At 46.7% G+C, this 18,346-nt stretch carries 21 protein-coding genes; 4 read left to right on the forward strand and 17 right to left on the reverse strand.

The genetic code is table 11. The features are described from left to right. Nucleotides 1-264: 264 nt before the first annotated feature. The 3 genes from helD to ADU22_RS19085 form a co-directional block, all read right to left on the reverse strand. On the reverse strand, nt 265-2,583 hold the full coding sequence (gene helD, locus ADU22_RS19075) for an RNA polymerase recycling motor HelD (protein WP_053363578.1): 2,319 nt from the start codon (nt 2,581-2,583) through the stop codon (nt 265-267). A 153-nt stretch (nt 2,584-2,736) separates the two neighbouring features. Beyond that, entirely contained in the window at nt 2,737-3,144 is a 408-nt protein-coding gene (locus ADU22_RS19080; RefSeq protein ID WP_197280146.1) for a CoA-binding protein, read from the reverse strand. A 201-nt stretch (nt 3,145-3,345) separates the two neighbouring features. Next, nucleotides 3,346-4,779 carry a phospholipase D family protein gene (locus tag ADU22_RS19085; RefSeq protein WP_053363580.1) on the reverse strand — a complete coding sequence of 478 codons (1,434 nt, stop codon included), beginning with the start codon at nt 4,777-4,779 and terminating at the stop codon, nt 3,346-3,348. Between the two features lie 199 nt (nt 4,780-4,978). Between ADU22_RS19085 and plsY the strand changes: the two genes are divergently transcribed. From plsY to ADU22_RS19100, 3 genes are all read left to right on the forward strand, one after another. After that, a complete protein-coding gene (plsY, locus tag ADU22_RS19090) occupies nt 4,979-5,575 on the forward strand; it encodes a glycerol-3-phosphate 1-O-acyltransferase PlsY (protein ID WP_053363581.1) in 597 nt (198 codons plus the stop codon). A 489-nt stretch (nt 5,576-6,064) separates the two neighbouring features. After that, nucleotides 6,065-7,213, forward strand: a complete 1,149-nt coding sequence (locus tag ADU22_RS19095) for a CapA family protein (RefSeq protein WP_053363582.1) — start codon at nt 6,065-6,067, stop codon at nt 7,211-7,213. 133 nt (nt 7,214-7,346) lie between these two features. Further along, nucleotides 7,347-7,637 carry a HesB/YadR/YfhF family protein gene (locus ADU22_RS19100; RefSeq protein ID WP_053363583.1) on the forward strand — a complete coding sequence of 97 codons (291 nt, stop codon included), beginning with the start codon at nt 7,347-7,349 and terminating at the stop codon, nt 7,635-7,637. A gap of 40 nt (nt 7,638-7,677) precedes the next feature. Here ADU22_RS19100 and ADU22_RS19105 read toward each other — a convergent pair whose 3' ends face one another. After that, a complete protein-coding gene (locus tag ADU22_RS19105; protein ID WP_053363584.1) occupies nt 7,678-8,484 on the reverse strand; it encodes an MOSC domain-containing protein in 807 nt (268 codons plus the stop codon). Nucleotides 8,485-8,649: 165 nt separating this feature from the next. Here ADU22_RS19105 and ADU22_RS19110 point away from each other — a divergent pair, with 165 nt between their 5' ends. Next, nucleotides 8,650-8,853 (forward strand): hypothetical protein, encoded by a 204-nt coding sequence (locus ADU22_RS19110; protein WP_053363585.1) that lies wholly within the window; start codon nt 8,650-8,652, stop codon nt 8,851-8,853. A gap of 170 nt (nt 8,854-9,023) precedes the next feature. Here ADU22_RS19110 and ADU22_RS19115 read toward each other — a convergent pair whose 3' ends face one another. From ADU22_RS19115 to ADU22_RS19175, 13 genes are all read right to left on the reverse strand, one after another. After that, on the reverse strand, nt 9,024-9,263 hold the full coding sequence (locus tag ADU22_RS19115; RefSeq protein WP_046524406.1) for a hypothetical protein: 240 nt from the start codon (nt 9,261-9,263) through the stop codon (nt 9,024-9,026). 280 nt (nt 9,264-9,543) lie between these two features. Then, nucleotides 9,544-9,771 carry a hypothetical protein gene (locus ADU22_RS19120; RefSeq protein ID WP_053363586.1) on the reverse strand — a complete coding sequence of 76 codons (228 nt, stop codon included), beginning with the start codon at nt 9,769-9,771 and terminating at the stop codon, nt 9,544-9,546. Nucleotides 9,772-9,871: 100 nt separating this feature from the next. Then, the gene (locus ADU22_RS19125; RefSeq protein ID WP_053363587.1) at nt 9,872-11,527 is read right to left on the reverse strand and encodes a catalase; all 1,656 of its coding nucleotides are present in this window, start codon (nt 11,525-11,527) and stop codon (nt 9,872-9,874) included. A 296-nt stretch (nt 11,528-11,823) separates the two neighbouring features. Continuing rightward, nucleotides 11,824-12,171 carry a GNAT family N-acetyltransferase gene (locus ADU22_RS19130; protein WP_286132414.1) on the reverse strand — a complete coding sequence of 116 codons (348 nt, stop codon included), beginning with the start codon at nt 12,169-12,171 and terminating at the stop codon, nt 11,824-11,826. Next, nucleotides 12,168-12,590, reverse strand: coding sequence for an organic hydroperoxide resistance protein (locus ADU22_RS19135; protein WP_053363589.1), 423 nt, complete (start codon nt 12,588-12,590; stop codon nt 12,168-12,170). The genes ADU22_RS19130 and ADU22_RS19135 overlap by 4 nt, the downstream gene beginning before the upstream one ends. Nucleotides 12,591-13,057: 467 nt before the next feature. After that, nucleotides 13,058-13,348 carry a hypothetical protein gene (locus tag ADU22_RS19140; protein WP_053363590.1) on the reverse strand — a complete coding sequence of 97 codons (291 nt, stop codon included), beginning with the start codon at nt 13,346-13,348 and terminating at the stop codon, nt 13,058-13,060. A 6-nt stretch (nt 13,349-13,354) separates the two neighbouring features. Beyond that, the gene (locus ADU22_RS19145) at nt 13,355-13,792 is read right to left on the reverse strand and encodes an acyl-CoA thioesterase (protein ID WP_046524411.1); all 438 of its coding nucleotides are present in this window, start codon (nt 13,790-13,792) and stop codon (nt 13,355-13,357) included. Continuing rightward, nucleotides 13,793-16,108: an AAA family ATPase gene (locus ADU22_RS19150; RefSeq protein WP_053363591.1), complete on the reverse strand. Its 2,316-nt coding sequence runs from the start codon at nt 16,106-16,108 to the stop codon at nt 13,793-13,795. 99 nt (nt 16,109-16,207) lie between these two features. Then, entirely contained in the window at nt 16,208-16,438 is a 231-nt protein-coding gene (tlp, locus tag ADU22_RS19155) for a small acid-soluble spore protein Tlp (protein WP_053363592.1), read from the reverse strand. A 186-nt stretch (nt 16,439-16,624) separates the two neighbouring features. Further along, nucleotides 16,625-16,768: an acid-soluble spore protein N gene (locus ADU22_RS19160; protein WP_053363593.1), complete on the reverse strand. Its 144-nt coding sequence runs from the start codon at nt 16,766-16,768 to the stop codon at nt 16,625-16,627. Nucleotides 16,769-16,836: 68 nt separating this feature from the next. Continuing rightward, nucleotides 16,837-16,968 (reverse strand): FbpB family small basic protein, encoded by a 132-nt coding sequence (locus tag ADU22_RS19165; protein WP_053363594.1) that lies wholly within the window; start codon nt 16,966-16,968, stop codon nt 16,837-16,839. 171 nt (nt 16,969-17,139) lie between these two features. Beyond that, nucleotides 17,140-17,661, reverse strand: coding sequence for a redoxin domain-containing protein (locus ADU22_RS19170; protein WP_053363595.1), 522 nt, complete (start codon nt 17,659-17,661; stop codon nt 17,140-17,142). Between the two features lie 41 nt (nt 17,662-17,702). Then, nucleotides 17,703-18,119, reverse strand: a complete 417-nt coding sequence (locus ADU22_RS19175) for a prolipoprotein diacylglyceryl transferase (RefSeq protein WP_053363596.1) — start codon at nt 18,117-18,119, stop codon at nt 17,703-17,705. Between the last annotated feature and the right edge of the window lie 227 nt (nt 18,120-18,346).

Genomic DNA, 18,346 nt, shown 5'->3' on the forward strand with positions numbered 1-18,346 from the left:
CGGTTGCTCCTAAAAACGGGCACTGAGAGCACCCGTCAGTTCCCAAAATCACTAGCAGCTCCTGAAAACGGGCACTGAGAGCGCCTGTCTGTACCCAAAATCCCCGGTTGCTCCTGAAAACGGGCACTGAGACCACCCGTCAGTACCCGAAATCACTCGCTATCCCTGAAAACGGGCACCGAGAGCACCCTCCACCAAAAAACAAGCTTGCATTACGCTTCTTTCTACCCAAATGCACAATCTCTACGAATCCTGCCACCCTCTTTAATCTCTCACATACAGCTCCGGCTCCACTCCGGCTAGCAGCGGGGCATCGCCATCCCCAAACAGATGCAGTTCATGCATGGCCCTTGTACATGCTGTATAAAATAGCTTGCGTTCGCCTTCATCGCGATAGGAAGAAGCATTGTAAATGATGACGGCATCGAATTCGATTCCCTTTGCCAGGTAGGCTGGAATGATGCTGATGCCCTTTTCATAGGCAATCGTCCCTTTTTCAATCAGGCGGGCCTCAATTTCGCTCCCAATCTCTTCATAGGCATGCCTGCTTTCACCCGCAGTCCGGCAGATGATCGCAATCGTTTTATGCCCATCAGCCTTCAATTTTTTCAAAGATTTCTGTACCGCATCCGCCAGTTTCCCGGTTTCACCAACCCGCGTAAACCTCGGCTTGCTGCCATTCCGGTTGAACGGCTGGATTTTGTCTCCTCCTTCAATCAGCTGGGAGGTAAACTCAACAATCTGCCTGGTCGACCGGTAAGTGCGCGACAAGGTAATCACTTCTTTTTCCTCAATGCCGAGAGCATCTTCCGCAAGGATGGTTTCGGAACCCGTCGGCCCCGAATAGACGGCCTGGTTCATATCCCCAAGAAGTGTCATTTTGCTATAAGGAAACAGCTGGCGGATGAACGCGAATTGAAATGGGGTATAATCCTGAGCCTCATCAATGAACACATGGCGGATGCCGGTGTTGGACTTGCGCCCCTCGACAAGGTCCTGGAGATACAAAAATGGCGTCGCATCCTCATAAAGGATATGGCCTTTCCTCAGTTCCTTCAGCGTCAGTGACTTGATGCCTTCCCAGTTCCCTGGTAGTTCAACGGAATGGTCTCCTGCAAACAGCTGGCTGTACAAGGCTTTCCTGTCAATGAATCTCAGCCTCTTGACACCGTTGAAGACCGGTTTGAATTTTTGCGTAACCAGCAAGCGCGAAAGAAATTTCTGTTCACGCTCAAAATCATCAAAGGTTTCTTCGTTGAAACGTTTTTTATCCTGAAGATGCTTATAGGCATCAAGGAATTCCTCTTTGTCCAGAAACTGGATTTCTTCCTCCACCCACTCTTCCTTTTCTTCAAGGCGCGCTTTCTTTTTCAATTCTTTTAAAAGGTGTTCTTTCAGCAGCTGAATGCGATTTGGAATCGGCAATGCAGGATCCAGGGAATAAAAATAGGCATAAAGCTCTTCCTTGCTGAACAGAATATTTTTCCGGAAAGTCACATTTTTAAAAATCAGTCCGCCATTGGATAAACGGGCTGCATAGTCGTCAATCAGCTTTTTAAATCGAAGTCCGGATTTAAAGCGAATGCTCTCAAGCCTGGCATCATATTGGCCGTCATTTTTCCCTGACAGCAAATACTCCATTTGGCTGAAAACGTCTTCCAGCTCAAAGTCCCTGCCCAGCCGGGATAGCAGATATTCCTGGAAGGTGGCTTGCTGCATGTTCTCTTCGCCAAGCTCAGGAAGAACAGTGGATACATAGCTGTTGAACATCGGGTTCGGGGAAAACAGCATAATGTTTTCCGACTTGATGATGTTCCGGTAGCGATAAAGCAGGTAAGCGACCCTTTGCATCGCAGCCGATGTCTTGCCGCTGCCAGCGACGCCCTTGACGATCAGAAGATTGCTTTTTTCATTGCGGATGATTTGGTTCTGTTCTTTTTGAATCGTGGCGACAATGCTTTTCATCTGCGTATCGGCATTGTTGCCAAGAACCTCCTGGAGCATTTCATCGCCAATCGTCACACCTGTATCAAACATCGCCTTGATTTTTGCTTCGCGGATGACAAATTGCCGTTTCAGTTCAATCGTGCCGGTCACTTTTTCCAGGCTTGTTTCGTACTGGGCCGGACCGGGCGGATAATCGTAGTAAAGGCTGGAAATTGGCGCCCGCCAGTCATAGATAAGGAAATCTTCATCGTTTTCATCTAGAAAGGAGGAGATGCCGATATATATGGATTGTGCACTTTCTTCGCCCTCCTCATGAAAATCGATGCGTCCAAAATAGGGAGACCGCTCAAGCCTTTCAAGTGTTTTCAGCTGTTTGTCGAGCGTATTCTGGCTGCGCTCACGCTCCGAAAGAAGCTCTGCCTGCTGCTTGATGCTTGTGTACGTTTCAGCAAGATCATCCGGTTCATCCACGTTCACTGTGACGTCTTCCCAGAATGTCCGCCGAATTTCGAGAGCTTCGGACTCGATTTTTCCTGCATGCTTTTCCAGGGTGTTCTTTTTCCTGCCAATCAGTTCCGCAATCCATTTAACCCGGCTCTGTTCTTCCTGCAGATCGTTCTGCTTCTGTTCACTCATTATGACCACTCCTTAAGAGACAGCACTTTACATATAGTGTGGAAAATTCATTTGTTCTAGTTTAGTATGAACTATAAGGGCACATGCACAGTCATGCGATTGAAGGCCCACACAAAAAACGCGGAAGCTTGTTCCGCGCTTTTTAAATGTGCCTTACCTGGTCAATGCATGCTCCACTTTAATGCAGCGGTCCATAATGACCGTATAGCCTTTCTCCTTGAGGAATTGGTAGGCTTCTTCGTTCTCAAGGCCTAGCTGCGCCCAAAAGACATCCGCATCAATTTCGGCGAACTCTTTCGCTACGCCTGGCAGGTGTTCGGAGCGGCGGAACACATTGACGATATCGATATGTCCCTCAATCTCCTTAAGGGAAGAAACCGCTTTTACTCCGAGGATTTCATCTGCCGTCGGATTGACGGGAATGATTTCATAGCCGGCATCCTGCATTGCCTTTGACACCATGTAGGAGGTTCTCTCCGGGTTGTCGCTTAATCCGACAACAGCGATTCTCTTTGACTTTTTCAGAATCTCTCCAATCTCTGAACGGCTTGGATACTGCATTTCCATTGTTCACCTTCACTCCCTTTATCTTCTTCTCCTTAATATTAACTCATCATCAGAAAGAAATGTATCAAAGTGCTGTTTGCCCCGCTTTTTGCTGGCGATTGTTCTACCATGCTTTTACCCTGTTTTAGCTCCCCCATTCATGCAAATGGGCAGATCCATCCCAGGAAGGCTGGTGCCCAGTGCTTCCCTGCGGTATTAGAACGTAGTCAGGCGCAGCAGTTTCTGAATCCAGTAAACAATATATTTTGCAGCTGTCAGCTTGTCCTCGTTTTCATCATAGGCCAGCGTATATTCCCCATCCTCGTTGGTCCAGATTCGCTTAAAATAGGAATCCACTTCCTGCATGGATTCAGCATCCGAGGGACCCCAAACCTTCAAATTGGTTTCAAGGTTCAGGTCATCGAGATTTCGCCGTGTAAAATTGGCCGAACCGCCAATCACCATTCTTTCTTCTCCCCTGTCGAAATAAATCAATTTGGTATGGTACTGTTCTTCCCCCGTGTTGTACCACTTTACCTTAATATTGTCATTGCCCATCCTGACAAGTTCCGCAGCAACTGGTACATTCGGAAGCCCGCTTTTTTTATTCCCAAAAGCATTCTTGTTCGGATCAAGAACGATGCGTACCTCCGCCCCCCGCTCGGCAGCCTTGCCAATCGCATCAATGACCTTCCTTTCGGCGAGATAGAACATTCCAATCCAAACCTTGTCGTCTGGCTGTGTATCATTCAGCTCGTTCACGACATGTTTGAGGATTTTCCCTTCCGTCAGGGCTTGGACATTCATGAAACCGCTATCCGATTTTTTCTCCACTTCAGGAAACTTGCCGCCGCCTGAAAAATCAGCCACAGCCTGCTCCGTCTCAAGCAGGTCGGCAATGACGCTGCCGTCTGTTTCAAGAGCAATATTGGAATGGAAGCCGCTCTCGTCGTGGGGATTTGCCGAAGCAACAATTGCTGTCTGATCTGTTACAAGGACTTTGCGGTGATTCGCTTTGACATTGAGAAGCTCCAAATAAGATCGCAGCGTTACATCCGGGGCTGTTGATGCCATCGGGTTCGGCAGCCACCCTTCCCCTGATTGGCCAAACCACTGCAAAAACACCCTCCACACCCCGGAGTATAACGGGTTTGAATCCCTAAGCGGCTCAAGGTTGGTGAAAATGACCTCTATACCATGATCCCTCATCTCCTGAAGATGGCCGGTCGCATGGGATCCATATGTAAGGTTGACGGGGTCGGTAATCACATGGACCTGGACATCTTTTTCTTCCTTCATGTCAATCAGGGCCGCGGTCAGGGTTTCCGTTATTTTTGGATAGTTTTTATCTTCATTTACATAGTTATTGAACAAGAACATATCGAGGACAATAAATTCTTCGGCTTCTTCTACCGCTTCAAAAACACGCTGAAAAATCTGCTGTTCTTTCCTTGTGTTCCCATCACTGTCCTTATAGGTTAAATCATACAAAAAGCGGACATTGTCCGTCTGATAGACCTCTCCCTCGTAGGACAGTCCATCCGGAATGCTTTTAGTAGTATGATAAAAAATGGTACCCGCGACAATCAGAAGGAGAATCAGCGGGATTAGTACCTTATAACTTTTTATCTTCGTCAGCAATGTTTTCATGAAATGGCTCCTCTGTCTACATTTCTATACTTATAGACATAGTCAGCAACCATTAAACTTTTCAAAAATTCAAATTCCTGACGCAACAGTGTTTTTTTCATCCAATCCGGCCACAGATGGGAAAGGGATGCAAATTTCAACATGGAGTTTTCACCATTACATGGTACAATATCGATATAATTCATAAAGGAGAAAAATTATGGCAGTAACTGGACTTATACTTTTATTAGCTTATTTGCTTGGATCGATCCCCTCGGGCCTGATCATTGGCAAACTGTTTTACAAGACGGATATCCGCGAGCATGGAAGCGGGAACCTTGGAGGCACCAACACTTTCCGAACCCTTGGCGTCAAGGCTGGTATTGCTGTCACCCTTGCTGATATCCTGAAAGGAACGCTCGCAGCCAGCCTTCCGTTGTTCTTCGGATCCGATACCCATATGCTTATGGCTGGTGTTTTTGCCGTCATTGGCCATATGTATCCGATTTTTGCCGGCTTTAGGGGGGGCAAGGCCGTAGCGACTTCAGGCGGGATTTTGCTCGCCTACGCTCCATTGATGTTTGTATTAATGCTTGCTTTCTTCCTTATTAGCCTATTTGCCACAAAGTATGTATCGTTATCCTCCATCCTTACGGCCATTGCGACATTTACTTATGCACTGCTCACAAGAGATCCGGCTTTGATTGCCGTGGTCGCCGTGCTGACGACCTTTGTCGTCTACCGCCACCGGGCGAACATCAAGAGAATCCGGGCGAAAACCGAGCCGAAAATAACCTGGATGTCAAAAAAGCGCTAGAGAAAAAGAGAGGCAAGCCGCCTCTCTTTTGTTTCCATTAAACTCTCAATAAGTGGAACCGCCCTGACTGAAAAACATCTTTAACATAATCAAGTTTCGTTTCGTCAAAATATACCAGATCATCCTTGTGGATCACGATGGATATTTCATCAAATTCAAAGATGTGGTCGGCTTCTAGTGGCTGCTCTTCCAGAGACAGCTGGAGCTTGGGCCCTCCTCAGCCGATGCCCATGGTCAGCCTGACATACAGCTTTTCACTTTCGTTCTGCTCGCGCCTTAGCGCTTCCTGTAAAGCTTGATAAGCGCTTTCCGTGATGTTGAACATTAAGCCACCTCCTGCTGTTGGTCAACAAAAAAATGGGTTGGATTTGCCATTTGTGAATTATTTATGAACGTTTCGCCATTTTACCGCAATTTTCTACCTTCATATTATATTATCCAAAGAGAATTAAAAATTAATCTGCTCAAGCACGAAAGGAAGACCGTATTATGAAGATTAACAGACTGATGCCTTTACTGACTATCATTGTCCTGATGCTTTTAGGAGCAGGATTTTTCGTTTACCAGCAGCAAGCTGGAGTGGAAGAAGTGGCAAAGCCACTGGTGTTATCCACGCATAATGACCGAAGCTGCAGTGTGGAAGGCAAGACGTTCAAACAAAAACTGACGATCGCCGCGATTGGGGACATTTTGATTCACGACCGGGTTTATGAAGATGCACGGACAGGAGAGGGATTTGATTTCAAACCGATGCTCGCCGCTGTCAAAGACGAGCTGGAGAAGCCAGACCTCCTGCTTGCCAACCAGGAAACCATCCTCGGCGGCGTTGAAATGGGCTTATCCAGCTACCCTTCCTTCAACAGCCCGCATGAAGTGGGTGACGCCCTGATTGATGCAGGGGTGGACATCGTCTCGACTGCGAACAACCATACGCTGGACAGAGGAGAAAAAGGCGCCCAAAATTCAATCAGCTACCTGACGGCGGCAGGGCTGCCTTATGTAGGATCATTCAAGGATGAGGAAGATAAAAAGAGGCTTAGGATTCTCGATAAAAACGGCATTTCCATTGCTTACCTATCGTACACATACGGAACGAACGGCATTCCTGTGCCGGAGGGAAAAGATTATCTTGTCAACCTGATTGATAAAGCCGCCATGAAGGAGGAAGTGCATCGGGCAAAGACGGAAGCGGATGTAGTGGTGATGAGCATTCACTGGGGAAATGAATACCAGCGCCATCCGGATGAAATCCAGAAAGAGCTGGCACAGTTTCTCGTCAATGAAGGAGTGGACATCGTTTTCGGCCATCATCCCCACGTGCTGCAGCCGATGGAATGGCTGACGGCTGAAGATGGAAGCAAATCACTCGTCGTCTACTCACTCGGGAACTTCCTGTCCGGGCAAATGTGGGATTACAAGGACATTGGCGGTATGGCTTCGGTTGAAGTCATCAAAACCGTTACTCCCGGCGAAACATCCGTTGAACTCGCCAATCCGGCCTTTTACCCCACCTTTGTTGCCAGCAAAGGACAGCGAAATTACCGAGTAGTCCCACTGAAGGACGCAGGAAGCCACGGCCTCAAAGACGCTGGGGCCAAATACGCCGAAATTGCGGAACATATGAAGATCGAGGACTAGGCAAAAGATAACTCCCCCGGCGGGAGTTATCTTTTGTTTTATGCATACGATAAGAGAGTACAGCAGATTGTTCGACATCAGCGTTCATCAACTTTATAATAATCCTATACAGCATCACGGAAGGAGATCGGTCATGGAGATAAAAATCAGCGATCAGGCAGCAGAATGGTATGTGGAGGAAATGGACATCAAGGAAGGCAGCTTTGTCCGCTTCTTTGCAAGATATGGAGGATGCAGCACCGTCCAGAAAGGCTTCTCCTTAGGAATCTCACTCGAAGAGCCGGAAGCTGGAGTCGGAGCCGAAATCAAAAAGAATGGCATCACCTATTATATCCTTGAAAAGGATTTATGGTATTTTGACGGCCATGACCTTCAAGTCGAATTCAACCAAAACGCCGGGGAACCGGAATACCGATATAACTAACATTTAAAAACAGCCCTCCCTGGGCTGTTTTTATTTTCATTTAGTGTAGTTCAAGTGTATCACCGATACTCACCTTTCCTGGTTTCACGACGGAAGCATAAACCCCAAAGCTGCCTGCGTTGTTTCTCACAATCGATTTTAATACATTGAGGTCTTTTGGGAGGTCCCCCTGCGCCAGCGTGGTCATGACACACCGCTTTGTCTCCTGGGAAACCTTTAGCTGGACTTGTCCAATCGTCAACGTCTTCCCTACCCATTCATTTTCCACAAAGTTTTCTCTATCCGGAACTTCAATGATAAGATTTGGCCTGAACCTCCGCGGCTCAATTCTGCTTTCCGGCGCCAGCCTCCTCAAATAGTTGATGGTAGAGGTTGTGATGATATGAACCATACCAATATCATAAAACGTACCTTCCGGGGAAGTCCTTGTAAAAATCGAGCCTTTGTTATCCAGTTCCTCTATCTCTTTGGGAATATAACCTTCAAACTGAACATCCATCGGAGAAGGAGTAGACAAATGGACGGTTCGGTTAAAGCTCTTTGAAAGCATTGCATCTTTTTCTTCGTCTGTACTCATCATGGCTCGTCCGTCTGGAAAAGTGATTCTTACGGGAGGAATGGCCGCATCCTTTTGCGGGAGCTTAGTAAAACTAGCACGATACTGAAACATGTTTGGCCATTTGTTCGGATTTTTAGCATTGGCAAGTTTTCCAGTTTCGTTATCAATGAGCCCGTAGGCCCGGTCTCCCAATAAGCCCTTTTCGGTCACTTCACAAGCATTTAATTCTTCCCCCATCATCGATTTAACAGGATATCTCCAAATGGATGCAATCCTTGCAGATGCCATACCAACAATCACCCTTCCTTCATTTTCAAGGTATTTAATAGTTTCCCAATATTATATTGGTTAAATTTGTTTCATCCACACCATTAACTTGTGCATAAAACCCTTTTAGCCAGCTTAATATAGGGGTATAAGAGATATACATCTTAGACAATGCGGAGGGTCTTCATGAGGACATTAAAACAGATAAATGCCGTTTATGAGAAGATCATGGATTCGGACCTGTCTGATCGTGTAAAATCTCTTAAATTACAAAAGCTTTTAAATGAAATGGTACGTACCTACAGCATTCCGGCAAACCCAAGCGATCAAAATACAAGCGATGAGGTGATCGCCTTGTACCGAAAAATTTCTGAAAACATGCCCATTTAGGTTTCTTGGCAAACTTCAGCAACCATCCCCCTTGATTGTGGCATTACAATTCAAATTCTATAAACCAGTTCACAAATCCTTCCGCAACCAAACAACCCGTTCCAATAAGAAGAGCAACGCAGTTTTGAGCGTTGCTCTTCTATTCGTTTATCAGGTAGGTTTTTTCACTTTTAATCGTGAATGGTTCTTCGAGATTTCGCTTGTTCTATGTCAAAGTTTTCTTCAATCCTAATGAGTGTATCATTTAATTCGTCATCAGCTTCCTGTGCGATGATTTTTAGCCTGTCTATGATTCTCTCCGTTGCCTGCAGATTGACACCATTTTCTTGTTTTGCTTCCTCAATATGGGATTTCACACTGTCCACTTCGCTTAGAATTTTTGTCATTAAATCATATAGTTCTCTGTTCATGGCGGCATCTCCTTAACGAATCGCGATTTTCAGTTCCTGCTTTTCCTTTCTAAAAGACTTATTTCCCTTTTTATCTTAATGGGAAACGGATTTGTTAAAGAGCAGCGCAGTCAACTGTGGGATATTCATTTGCTGCAAGTATGCCCAATTGATTTGGAAAACTTCGGTAAAACCAGTTTATCTTTTTTGCCAACTCTTTAGACCAGTCATCTTTCTTATTTGAACATGAAAAACGGTAATGCTATGTTGACGCAATTTCACACGTCTGGCTTCTCCTTTTTTACGTTAATAAGCGCTGTTGGCGCATTTTTTCCCGCCAAGCTTCCCCTTTTTTCGCTAATAACCGTTGTTGGCGCAATTTTCCACTCTCGATCTCTTCTTTTTTGCGCCAATAGGCATTGTTAGCGCAATTTTGTATGCCTGGCCTCTCTCTTTTTGCGCCAATAAGTCCTGTCGAGGCAATTTTCTCTGCTCTACCTCTTTCTTTTACGCCACAAAACACAATCAAAGTGATTTACCGCAGCTGGCCCCTTCTTTTCACAAAAAAAGACTGCCAGTCCATCAGCATTCCACTGATTTCCTGTACAGTCTTTTTTTACTCGTTTATTTTAATACGGGTCGGCTTCGTGGCTTTTGTTCACGGCGTCTTTAGTTGCCTCGTTTGCCGCTGAATTGCTGAGACCTCCCTGATATTTCGATTTTCCTGCTTCGCGGCCCGGAACCTTGTTTTCCGTCGCTTTTTCTTTCATTTCCTTCACTTTCATTTCGATGCCTTCCTTCACACGGCGGCCATATTCTTCGTCGGCTTGAGTGAAATGTTCAATCATCGCGTCCTGAATTTTCTTGTTGCAGACAGCAAGTGCCTCGGACAGGTTTTTGATCAATTCGTCGCGCTCCCAGTCCTCAAAGCTGCGGTAAGTATGGCCTGCCTGGCCGTAATTGTTCGGCCTGTCAATCGGTGCGCTCATTACCGCGGCATTGTAGGATGGCTGATGCGGCGGATGATTTTCCTTGCCCGCTTCCTCAAATCCGCCAAGCATCGATGGCTCATAGTTGATATGCGGATTGTCCCCGGACTCTTGCGGGTCGCGGATATCCATCTGGCCGCGCTGCTGGTTTGTGCGGACAGGCGCTTTTGGTGCGTTCACAGGGAGCTTCAGATAATTCGCGCCTACCCGGTAACGCTGTGTATCCGAGTAAGAGAACGTACGGCCCTGAAGCATTTTATCATCAGAGAAATCCATTCCATCGACCAGAACGCCAGTACCGAAGGCGGCTTGTTCAATCTCCGCATGATAGTCGACCGGATTTCGGTCAAGGACCATACGCCCTACCGGCAGCCATGGGAACTTGTCTTCCGGCCAAAGTTTTGTGTCATCGAGCGGGTCGAAATCGAGTTCTGGATGATAGTCATCCTCCATGATTTGCACGTAAAGCTCCCATTCCGGATAATCCCCGCGCTCAATCGCTTCATACAAATCCTGCGTCGCATGGCCGACGTTCTTCGCTTGAATCTCGTTTGCCTCTTCCTGTGTCAGGTTGCGGATTCCTTGCTTCGGCTCCCAGTGATACTTCACCAGCACAGCCTCCCCTTTGTCATTCACCCATTTATACGTGTTGACGCCGGATCCTTGCATATGGCGGTAAGTTGCTGGAATTCCCCATGGAGAGAACAGGAAAGTGATCATATGAGTCGCTTCAGGCGAGCGGGAAACGAAGTCAAACATCCGCTCCGGATTCGGAACATTTGATGCCGGATCCGCTTTAAATGCATGAATCATATCCGGAAACTTCATCGCATCGCGGATAAAGAAAATTTTCAGGTTGTTTCCGACCAAATCCCAGTTTCCATCTTCCGTATACATCTTAACAGCAAACCCACGCGGGTCACGGGCCGTTTCCGGCGAATCCTTTGCCCCCGCAACTGTAGAGAAACGTACCATGAGTGGTGTTTTCTTTCCTGCACCCGAAAATACTTTTGCACGGGTATACTTCTCGACCGGCTCATCGCCGACTTTTCCATATGTCTCAAAGTAACCAAAAGCCCCGGTGCCTCGCGCGTGAACCACACGCTCAGGAATCTCTTCCCGGTCAAAATGGGAGATTTTTTCAATGAAATGGTAATTCTCAAGCGTCGCTGGGCCGCGGTTGCCGACTGTACGGATGTTTTGGTTGTCCCTCACCGGATGGCCCTGGCGGTTTGTCAATGTCTCCCGTTTCTCGTCCTGACCCTTTGAACCTTTATTGTTTTCATTTTCTGCCAAAATGCAAACCTCCTCAATTTTAGTTTTCCTTATCTTTCCTTTAAAATGGAAAATATATGTAGAAACAAGGGCGTTCAGAAAAAACTCAATTTACATTACATTGAAATCTTTGACTTGATAGGATGCTTACAATAATCAGTGGAATTTCAATATGTATCTTCACGTTCATGGCCAAATCTTCCACACTTTCATTCTTTTACCACAAAACTTCTGTTTTTAAACGGTATATTTTATAATCTACCTTCCAGGGAAAAGAAAAACGAGACCCTTCTGAGCCTCGTTTTTTGAACTTCCTATTAGTTTTTAAGCAATACGTCCTCATATTCCTGATTACGTTCGAACTGCTTTTGAGCATACGTGCACTCAGGAATGATCTTCTTTTGCTTGTCACGGGCAAACTGTACCACTTCCTTCACCAGCTTTTCCCCCACACCTTGCCCCCGAAGTTCCTCGGAGACAAAAGTATGATCGACAATCAAATTCCCATCCTCTGATTCAGCATAATGAATTTCAGCTGTTGGATTGGTCTCGTCCTCGCCAATATAAAAACTGCTTGTTCCTTGTTGTATCTCTTTCGCCACTTCTTTCCCTCCATTGTTTAAAAGTTGAAAAGATGCCTTTAGGAAGGCATCTTGTTGTGTTATACTACTTCGAGCTGAACGTCAATATTCCCTCTTGTAGCCTTTGAATACGGACAGAATTCGTGGGCTTTATGAACCAGGTCTTCCAATTGGCTTTTTTCGATGCCTTCGCCTTTCACCTGCAGCAGCACCCCAATCTTGAACCCATTATCCTGTTCATCCTTCAGCAAACTCACATTGGCCGTTACCTCGGACGTGAACTCGACCCTGGCTTTTTTCGCCATCAATTGCAAGGCCCCATCAAAGCATGCCGCATAGCCTGCTGCAAACAGCTGCTCCGGATTGGTGGCCTCCGGCTTTTCCTTTGCTCTGGGGGTATTTGGCATGGCGAGTTCCATGTTGATGACTCCGTTGGAGGATTCTACACGGCCTTCCCTTCCTCCAACTGCGGAAACAGATGTTGTAAATACTTTCTCACTCATCTCTAAAACTCCTCTCTATTTTTGCTTCACCATTTACCTATTCCCTTGTCCAGCGGAAATAATCCTGGCCGGGCAAGATGAAGCCCGAGAATCGTTCCCTTGCTTACCGATTTAATGCTAGTACTTGGTTTAAAAGCCGAAACCTGGTCAATTTAATGCTAGTACAAGCATTAAATTCGCTGCTATAAACCTAGTACTCGGATTATCCCTGCGCTTACCAGCATTATATCTTCGTTTACCAGCATTAAATACCCACGAACCAGCATTATATCAACCCTTACCAGCAATAAATGTTTATTTAATGCTAGTACTCACATTATTCGGCGATTTTCATTCCTCAATTAGACGCGAACATTTAACCGGACAATAATTCACAAGCACAAACAACAAAAAAGGTGCGTTAATCGCTGATTAACACACCCCTCCGTAACAGAACAGCTAAAAATATCATTAATGGGCACCGGCCCCTACCAAATCAGATGTTCCTTGCCTTCTTTTCTTAAAATTTCGTCCCGTCTTTCCCCAAAAAGGTCGTAATGCGGCAAGTCGGCCTTGCGCCGGTCTATCCATTCTGGCCTAAGCCCGTGCTTTTTCCCCCAGGCGGCGAGTTTCTCCATATTGCTGCAGCCTACCTTTGTGACAGTTTTGCACCCGGGAAAGCGGTCGTCGAGCCAATAATGGGTGAGAAACGCGATTTCACCGCGGGCTACCTCCGCTTTCCAGCGACGGAGCTCCTCCCTGTTGATTCCAAACGCCATCCCTTTTTAGCCTTCCTGGCCTGCCGGCTGCTTCATCGCATTCAGGTACGCTTCATGCCAATCAGGATAAACCCGCTTGATGGAAATTGGCCGGAATGATTCCTTTTTCACACACACATGGCGGGAGGTCCCCGTCAATGCCAGCTCCCCTGAACCATTCAGCACTTCATACCCATATGTAACCCTTAAGCCGTCATACTCCTCGATCCATGTCTTAATTACCGCCTGCTGGCCATAGCGGACAGGCTGTTTGTATGACGCCTGGATATCAATCACAGGGGAAATGATTCCTTCCTTCTCCATCTCGGCATAATTAAAGCCGAGATCCTGAATCAGGCTGGTGCGGCCCAGTTCCATCCATATTAAATAATTGGCATGGTACACAACGCCCATCTGGTCGGTTTCCGCATACCTGACTTCGATTTCCTTGGTTGAAATAAGCATCTAAAATTCCCCTTTTCCCATTTTATCAAACGCTCTCCTCAAATCCTCTTCCTGGAGGCACAGAGTTTCCTCCGTAAATTCCTCCAGGGACGTGCTGTCCATCAGCCTGAAGGCCTGCGCCTGCACCGCTTCGTCAATTACATTGGTCGCAAAGCGGCCGTTTCCGGCAACTCCTTCTGCCGAAACAGTTTCCATGAAAAAGCTCCTTGCCTTTTCAGATAATTTATACTGATAGCTGGCCGCATAGTTCTCCATGATTTCCAGCAGCTCCGAAGCTGTATAGTCGGGAAAGTGGAAAAACTTCTTGAACCTTGAACGCAGACCCGGATTGCTTTCAAGCAGCTCGTTCATCTGAACAGGATAACCCGCGAGGATGACGACCAGATTCTCGTTATGCTTCGTCATTTCATCAACAAGCGTATCGATTACTTCTTTGCCAAAATCGCCATTTCCCTGGCTAAGCAGGGAGTAGGCTTCATCAATGAACAATACACCGCCAAGCGCTTCGCGTATCTTTTTCTTTGTCTTGATCGCGGTCTGGCCGACATATCCTGCGACAAAATCGGCCCGGCTGCCGACTATCAGGTGGCCTCGCTTCAGAATACCGCAGTCTTTTAAAAGCTGGGCATAAATCTTGGCGATGGTCGTTTTGCCTGTACCGGGATTGCCGGTAAACACTGAATGCAGCTGGATCGGAACAGCCTGCAGCCCATTGTCGCGTCGCAACTGCTGCATCCGCACAAACGATATCAGCGACTGTACTTCCTCTTTGACGACATCAAGCCCGATCAGCTGGCTTAGCAGTTCGCGCGCATCTTCTTTGTCGCCGTCCGGCTCAAGGGCAAAATCGTCTTTTTCAAGAAGCGAGTAAGAGAATACATCCATTTCTCCGCCCACTTTGGCTCCCTTGGTAAAAATCGCGTCCTGGATTATATTGATGACGCTCCTCGCATTTCCGAACGTATCATCGACTCTTTCCCGTTCAATCCGTTTCAGAAGTTCCGTCTTTGCCCCTTCGGAAAGAACATAATCATTGTCTGAGGCTGCCTGTTCGCCAATCTGCATCAGTTCTTCATTATCATAGTCTGGGAGGTGAATCAGATTGGACTGCGGAAAACGGCTTCTCAGCCCGGGGTTGGCATCAAGAAATTGCCGCATTTCTTCCGGGTAGCCCGCAAGGATAACTGCAAACCTTCCCCCATATTCCTGCCCGGTCATCAGCGATACCAGCGTGTCAATCGCCGTTTGGCCATAGTCGTTACCTGTCTGGCCTTCCCGTTTCAGGCTGTAGGCTTCGTCGATGAACAATACGCCGCCCAAAGCTTTTTCAACCATCTTGCGGACGTTTTCCTCCGTTTGGCCGACATAGGCACCGACAAGCTGGGAGCGGTCGGCCTCAATCACTTCTGCCCTTGGCAGTACGCCAAGCTTAAAATAAATCTTCGCGAGAAGCCGGGCAATCGTTGTTTTGCCTGTACCCGGATTACCCGTCAGCACCATGTTCAAGCTTAGGCTGTCCTTCGTCTGAAACCCGAGTTCCCTCCGCTTTTTCTGGTATTTCAGGAAGCTGTAGAAAGAGCTGACCCTTTCTTTGACTGACTTTAGGCCAATCAGGCTGTTCAGCTCTTCCAGCGGATTTTCTTCCGCTTGTTCCTTCGTCCCCTCAAATTGGCTCGCCCATGCAGCCTTCCATTCTTCAAGCGTTTTGATCCTGTTTTTCAATTCATCATAATGAACAGAAGTATGGAAGACTCCACTGATGGATTGTTCGTACCCTTCGGCCGCCTTCAGCAGCAGGGCGCTCTCTTCAATGCTTTCTTGCAGTATTCTCTTCAATTCCTGGTAGCGTGCATCCTGGCCGTTCCTGCTGGCAGCTGACTCCAGCTCATCCAGATGTGTTTCCGCCTGGTCAAGGAATTGCCGGCAGATCTGGATGATTTGCTCAGCGGTCTTCCGCTTGGCCGCCCGGTTGTCGGTTTCCCTCAGAGGAGGAAAAGTGGCCGCCTCAAACAGACTTTCCATCCCTTTCCATTGGTGGGCCAAAAGGTAACCGCGCGCAATCCTGTTGGCCGGGTTCAGCTCCAGGGCCATTTCCATCCAGTTGAGCACAAGGGCGTCATGGCCGCCGCGGTTCGCCCGCGACTTGCCGGCCATGGCCAGAAGATCGCCTTTAGCCTCGGCATCTGAGTGTTCATCCAGTGTTTTTATATAGCTTAAAAGAGCCCCCTCATCGGCAATCTTACCCGTTTCCCGAAGCTCCTGTTCCCATTGGGACTGTCTTTTCTCCAGTTCTGTCCTGTTTCTCTGCTGTTCCATTTCATCACTTCTTTAATTAGGATTCAGAACGTATCTTACCATATTTTATAGGAAACAGGAAAAGACCTGCCTTTTGCGGCAGGCCTTTCAACACTTTTATTACTGTTTGCGTGCGTGTGCAGCTTCGTCCCTTATTTCTGAACGGTATGCTTCTATACTGTGGCGGCGCCTTTCATTCTTCGCTTCAATCCGGTCGCGGTCTTCTGCCGAAGAAAATTCCATTGCCTCTTCGGCTTCCTCCATATTTTCAATCGTATGGTGGATCATCGACTGCAATTTTTCGACGTTATCGCTGCGGTCATCCGGCTTTGGTGTGTTTTTATGAGCCATCTTGTCAACCCCCTTTGGTTTATCGTATATAGTGTGTGAAGCCGCAGCCTATTTTATTGAAGGAAAAGAGTGACAGGCTTTTTTTTAGCCACCCGCATTAGAAGAGATATACATAATAATATTATGTAAACACCCAAAACCAAACTTAAACCCGCCAATTTTAAGGGCGGGCTCGAAAATGTTGATCTATTCGCCTTTTGTCTGGATTACCTGGGCATGTTCGCCAGAGGTGTCCTGCATCTTTTTCCCTTTATTTCCTCCAAAGCCTCTTGGCTGTGTACCAAGGTGGCTTGGAGCATAATGTTTGCTGTCGCGTTTTGGATTACCCATTGCTTTCCCCTCCTCTACCTACAGTTTTTCCTGTAAGGAAGGGAATCATTTATGGAAAAAGAATGCTTTTATTCTGCTTTGCTAAGGCGCTTTTGCTCAAGTCTTGCTTCAAGCTTCTCCATTGCATCCCTATCATTCATGATTGCGCGTTTATTTTCTAAAACGAGTTCTTCAAAAGAACGTTTTCTTGGCTTTCTCATTGTTTTCACCTTCCTTTGTTACTATTGTAACAGTCATTATGCCCAGAAGCGGTTTCAATTATTACAACTTTTTGAAAATTTAATGCATTATTTATATACCCACTATTTATAATCATAAGCGATGTTTTCTGTGACAAAAAAAGACATCAGGTAGCTTCCTGATGTCTTTTTCTATGGCTCCATAAACTCTTCCATCTGCTCAAGAGTCATCATGCCAATATGCTTTTTCTTCATTTTACCATCCTCATCAATCAAAAAGGTGGTTGGGATGGAGATAATGCCATAATCGTTGTTGACAGTGCCGTTTTTGTCGAGAAGAATCGGAAAAGTTAATTCATATTCGTTTACAAATCCGGCCACATCGTTGTCAGGATCGATTGCGATGGCAAGAATTTCAAAGCTGCCGCCGGCTTTTTCATACAGCTGCTGCATCGCGGGCATTTCCGCCTTGCATGGCGGGCACCATGTCGCCCAGAAATTAAGCATCACTTTCTTGCCTTTATAGTCCTCCAGCTTCACTTCTTTTCCTTCCATATTGACAAGACTGAAGGAAGGAGCCGGCTTTCCGGTTTCAGCTGCATGGACAATGGGGCTGCTGGACGTCTCCGGCTGATTGCCCTTGTCCATCGCTGCAAACAGGGCTAGCATAAGAACGCCAACGAACATACTGATTGCTAACGGTTTTATCACCATAAAAAACTCCTTTTAGATAACCTTCCTACAGGTATTTTATCCTAAAAAAAGAGAAAAAATAAGGTGCGTAACAGCCAATAAGCGGTGATAAATGTGACAATACCGTAAACAAACGCTCTTCCAAGTAAAATGGCTTCCCAGGAATGCTTCTTATGCATCCAAAGAAGGTATAGCCCGCCCAACAAAAAACCAGTGGCATACTCCCTCCAGCTTCCGGATAAGTATAGGGCTCCGAGGGGATTGCTCGTCCACAACTCAGGCCTGAAGAGCAAAATGCTGGCCTTGTAGCCGATGACCCCAATCACAATTGAATTGATCAATGAATCAAGAAAAGACTCCCTAAAGCCCTCTTCCTGCTTGAATATCCTTTTTAGCATAAAATATGTAATAATGCCCGCCCCTAAAACAAATATCCATGTGTACTTGATAATCAGCGGACCCAGCTGGAAAGCATCCATGTCTCACACCTCCTTAAATTACCCCAAAGCAATGGTATTGTATTGCTTTATTAGCCATGGCAGAAACAAGCTTGTATTCGGACTTGGCCTCGCTCTTTGTACGCTGCGTAGTCTGAATCCGCCTTCCATTCGGACTTGGCCTTCGCCTTGTCTGCCTGTCGAGTCCGAATCAGCCCTCTATTCGGACTCGCCCCCTCCCTTTGCGCCCTGACCAGTCCGAATCAATC

Source organism: Bacillus sp. FJAT-27251 (genome assembly GCF_001273925.1).
Lineage (GTDB): Bacteria > Bacillota > Bacilli > Bacillales > Cytobacillaceae > Mesobacillus_B.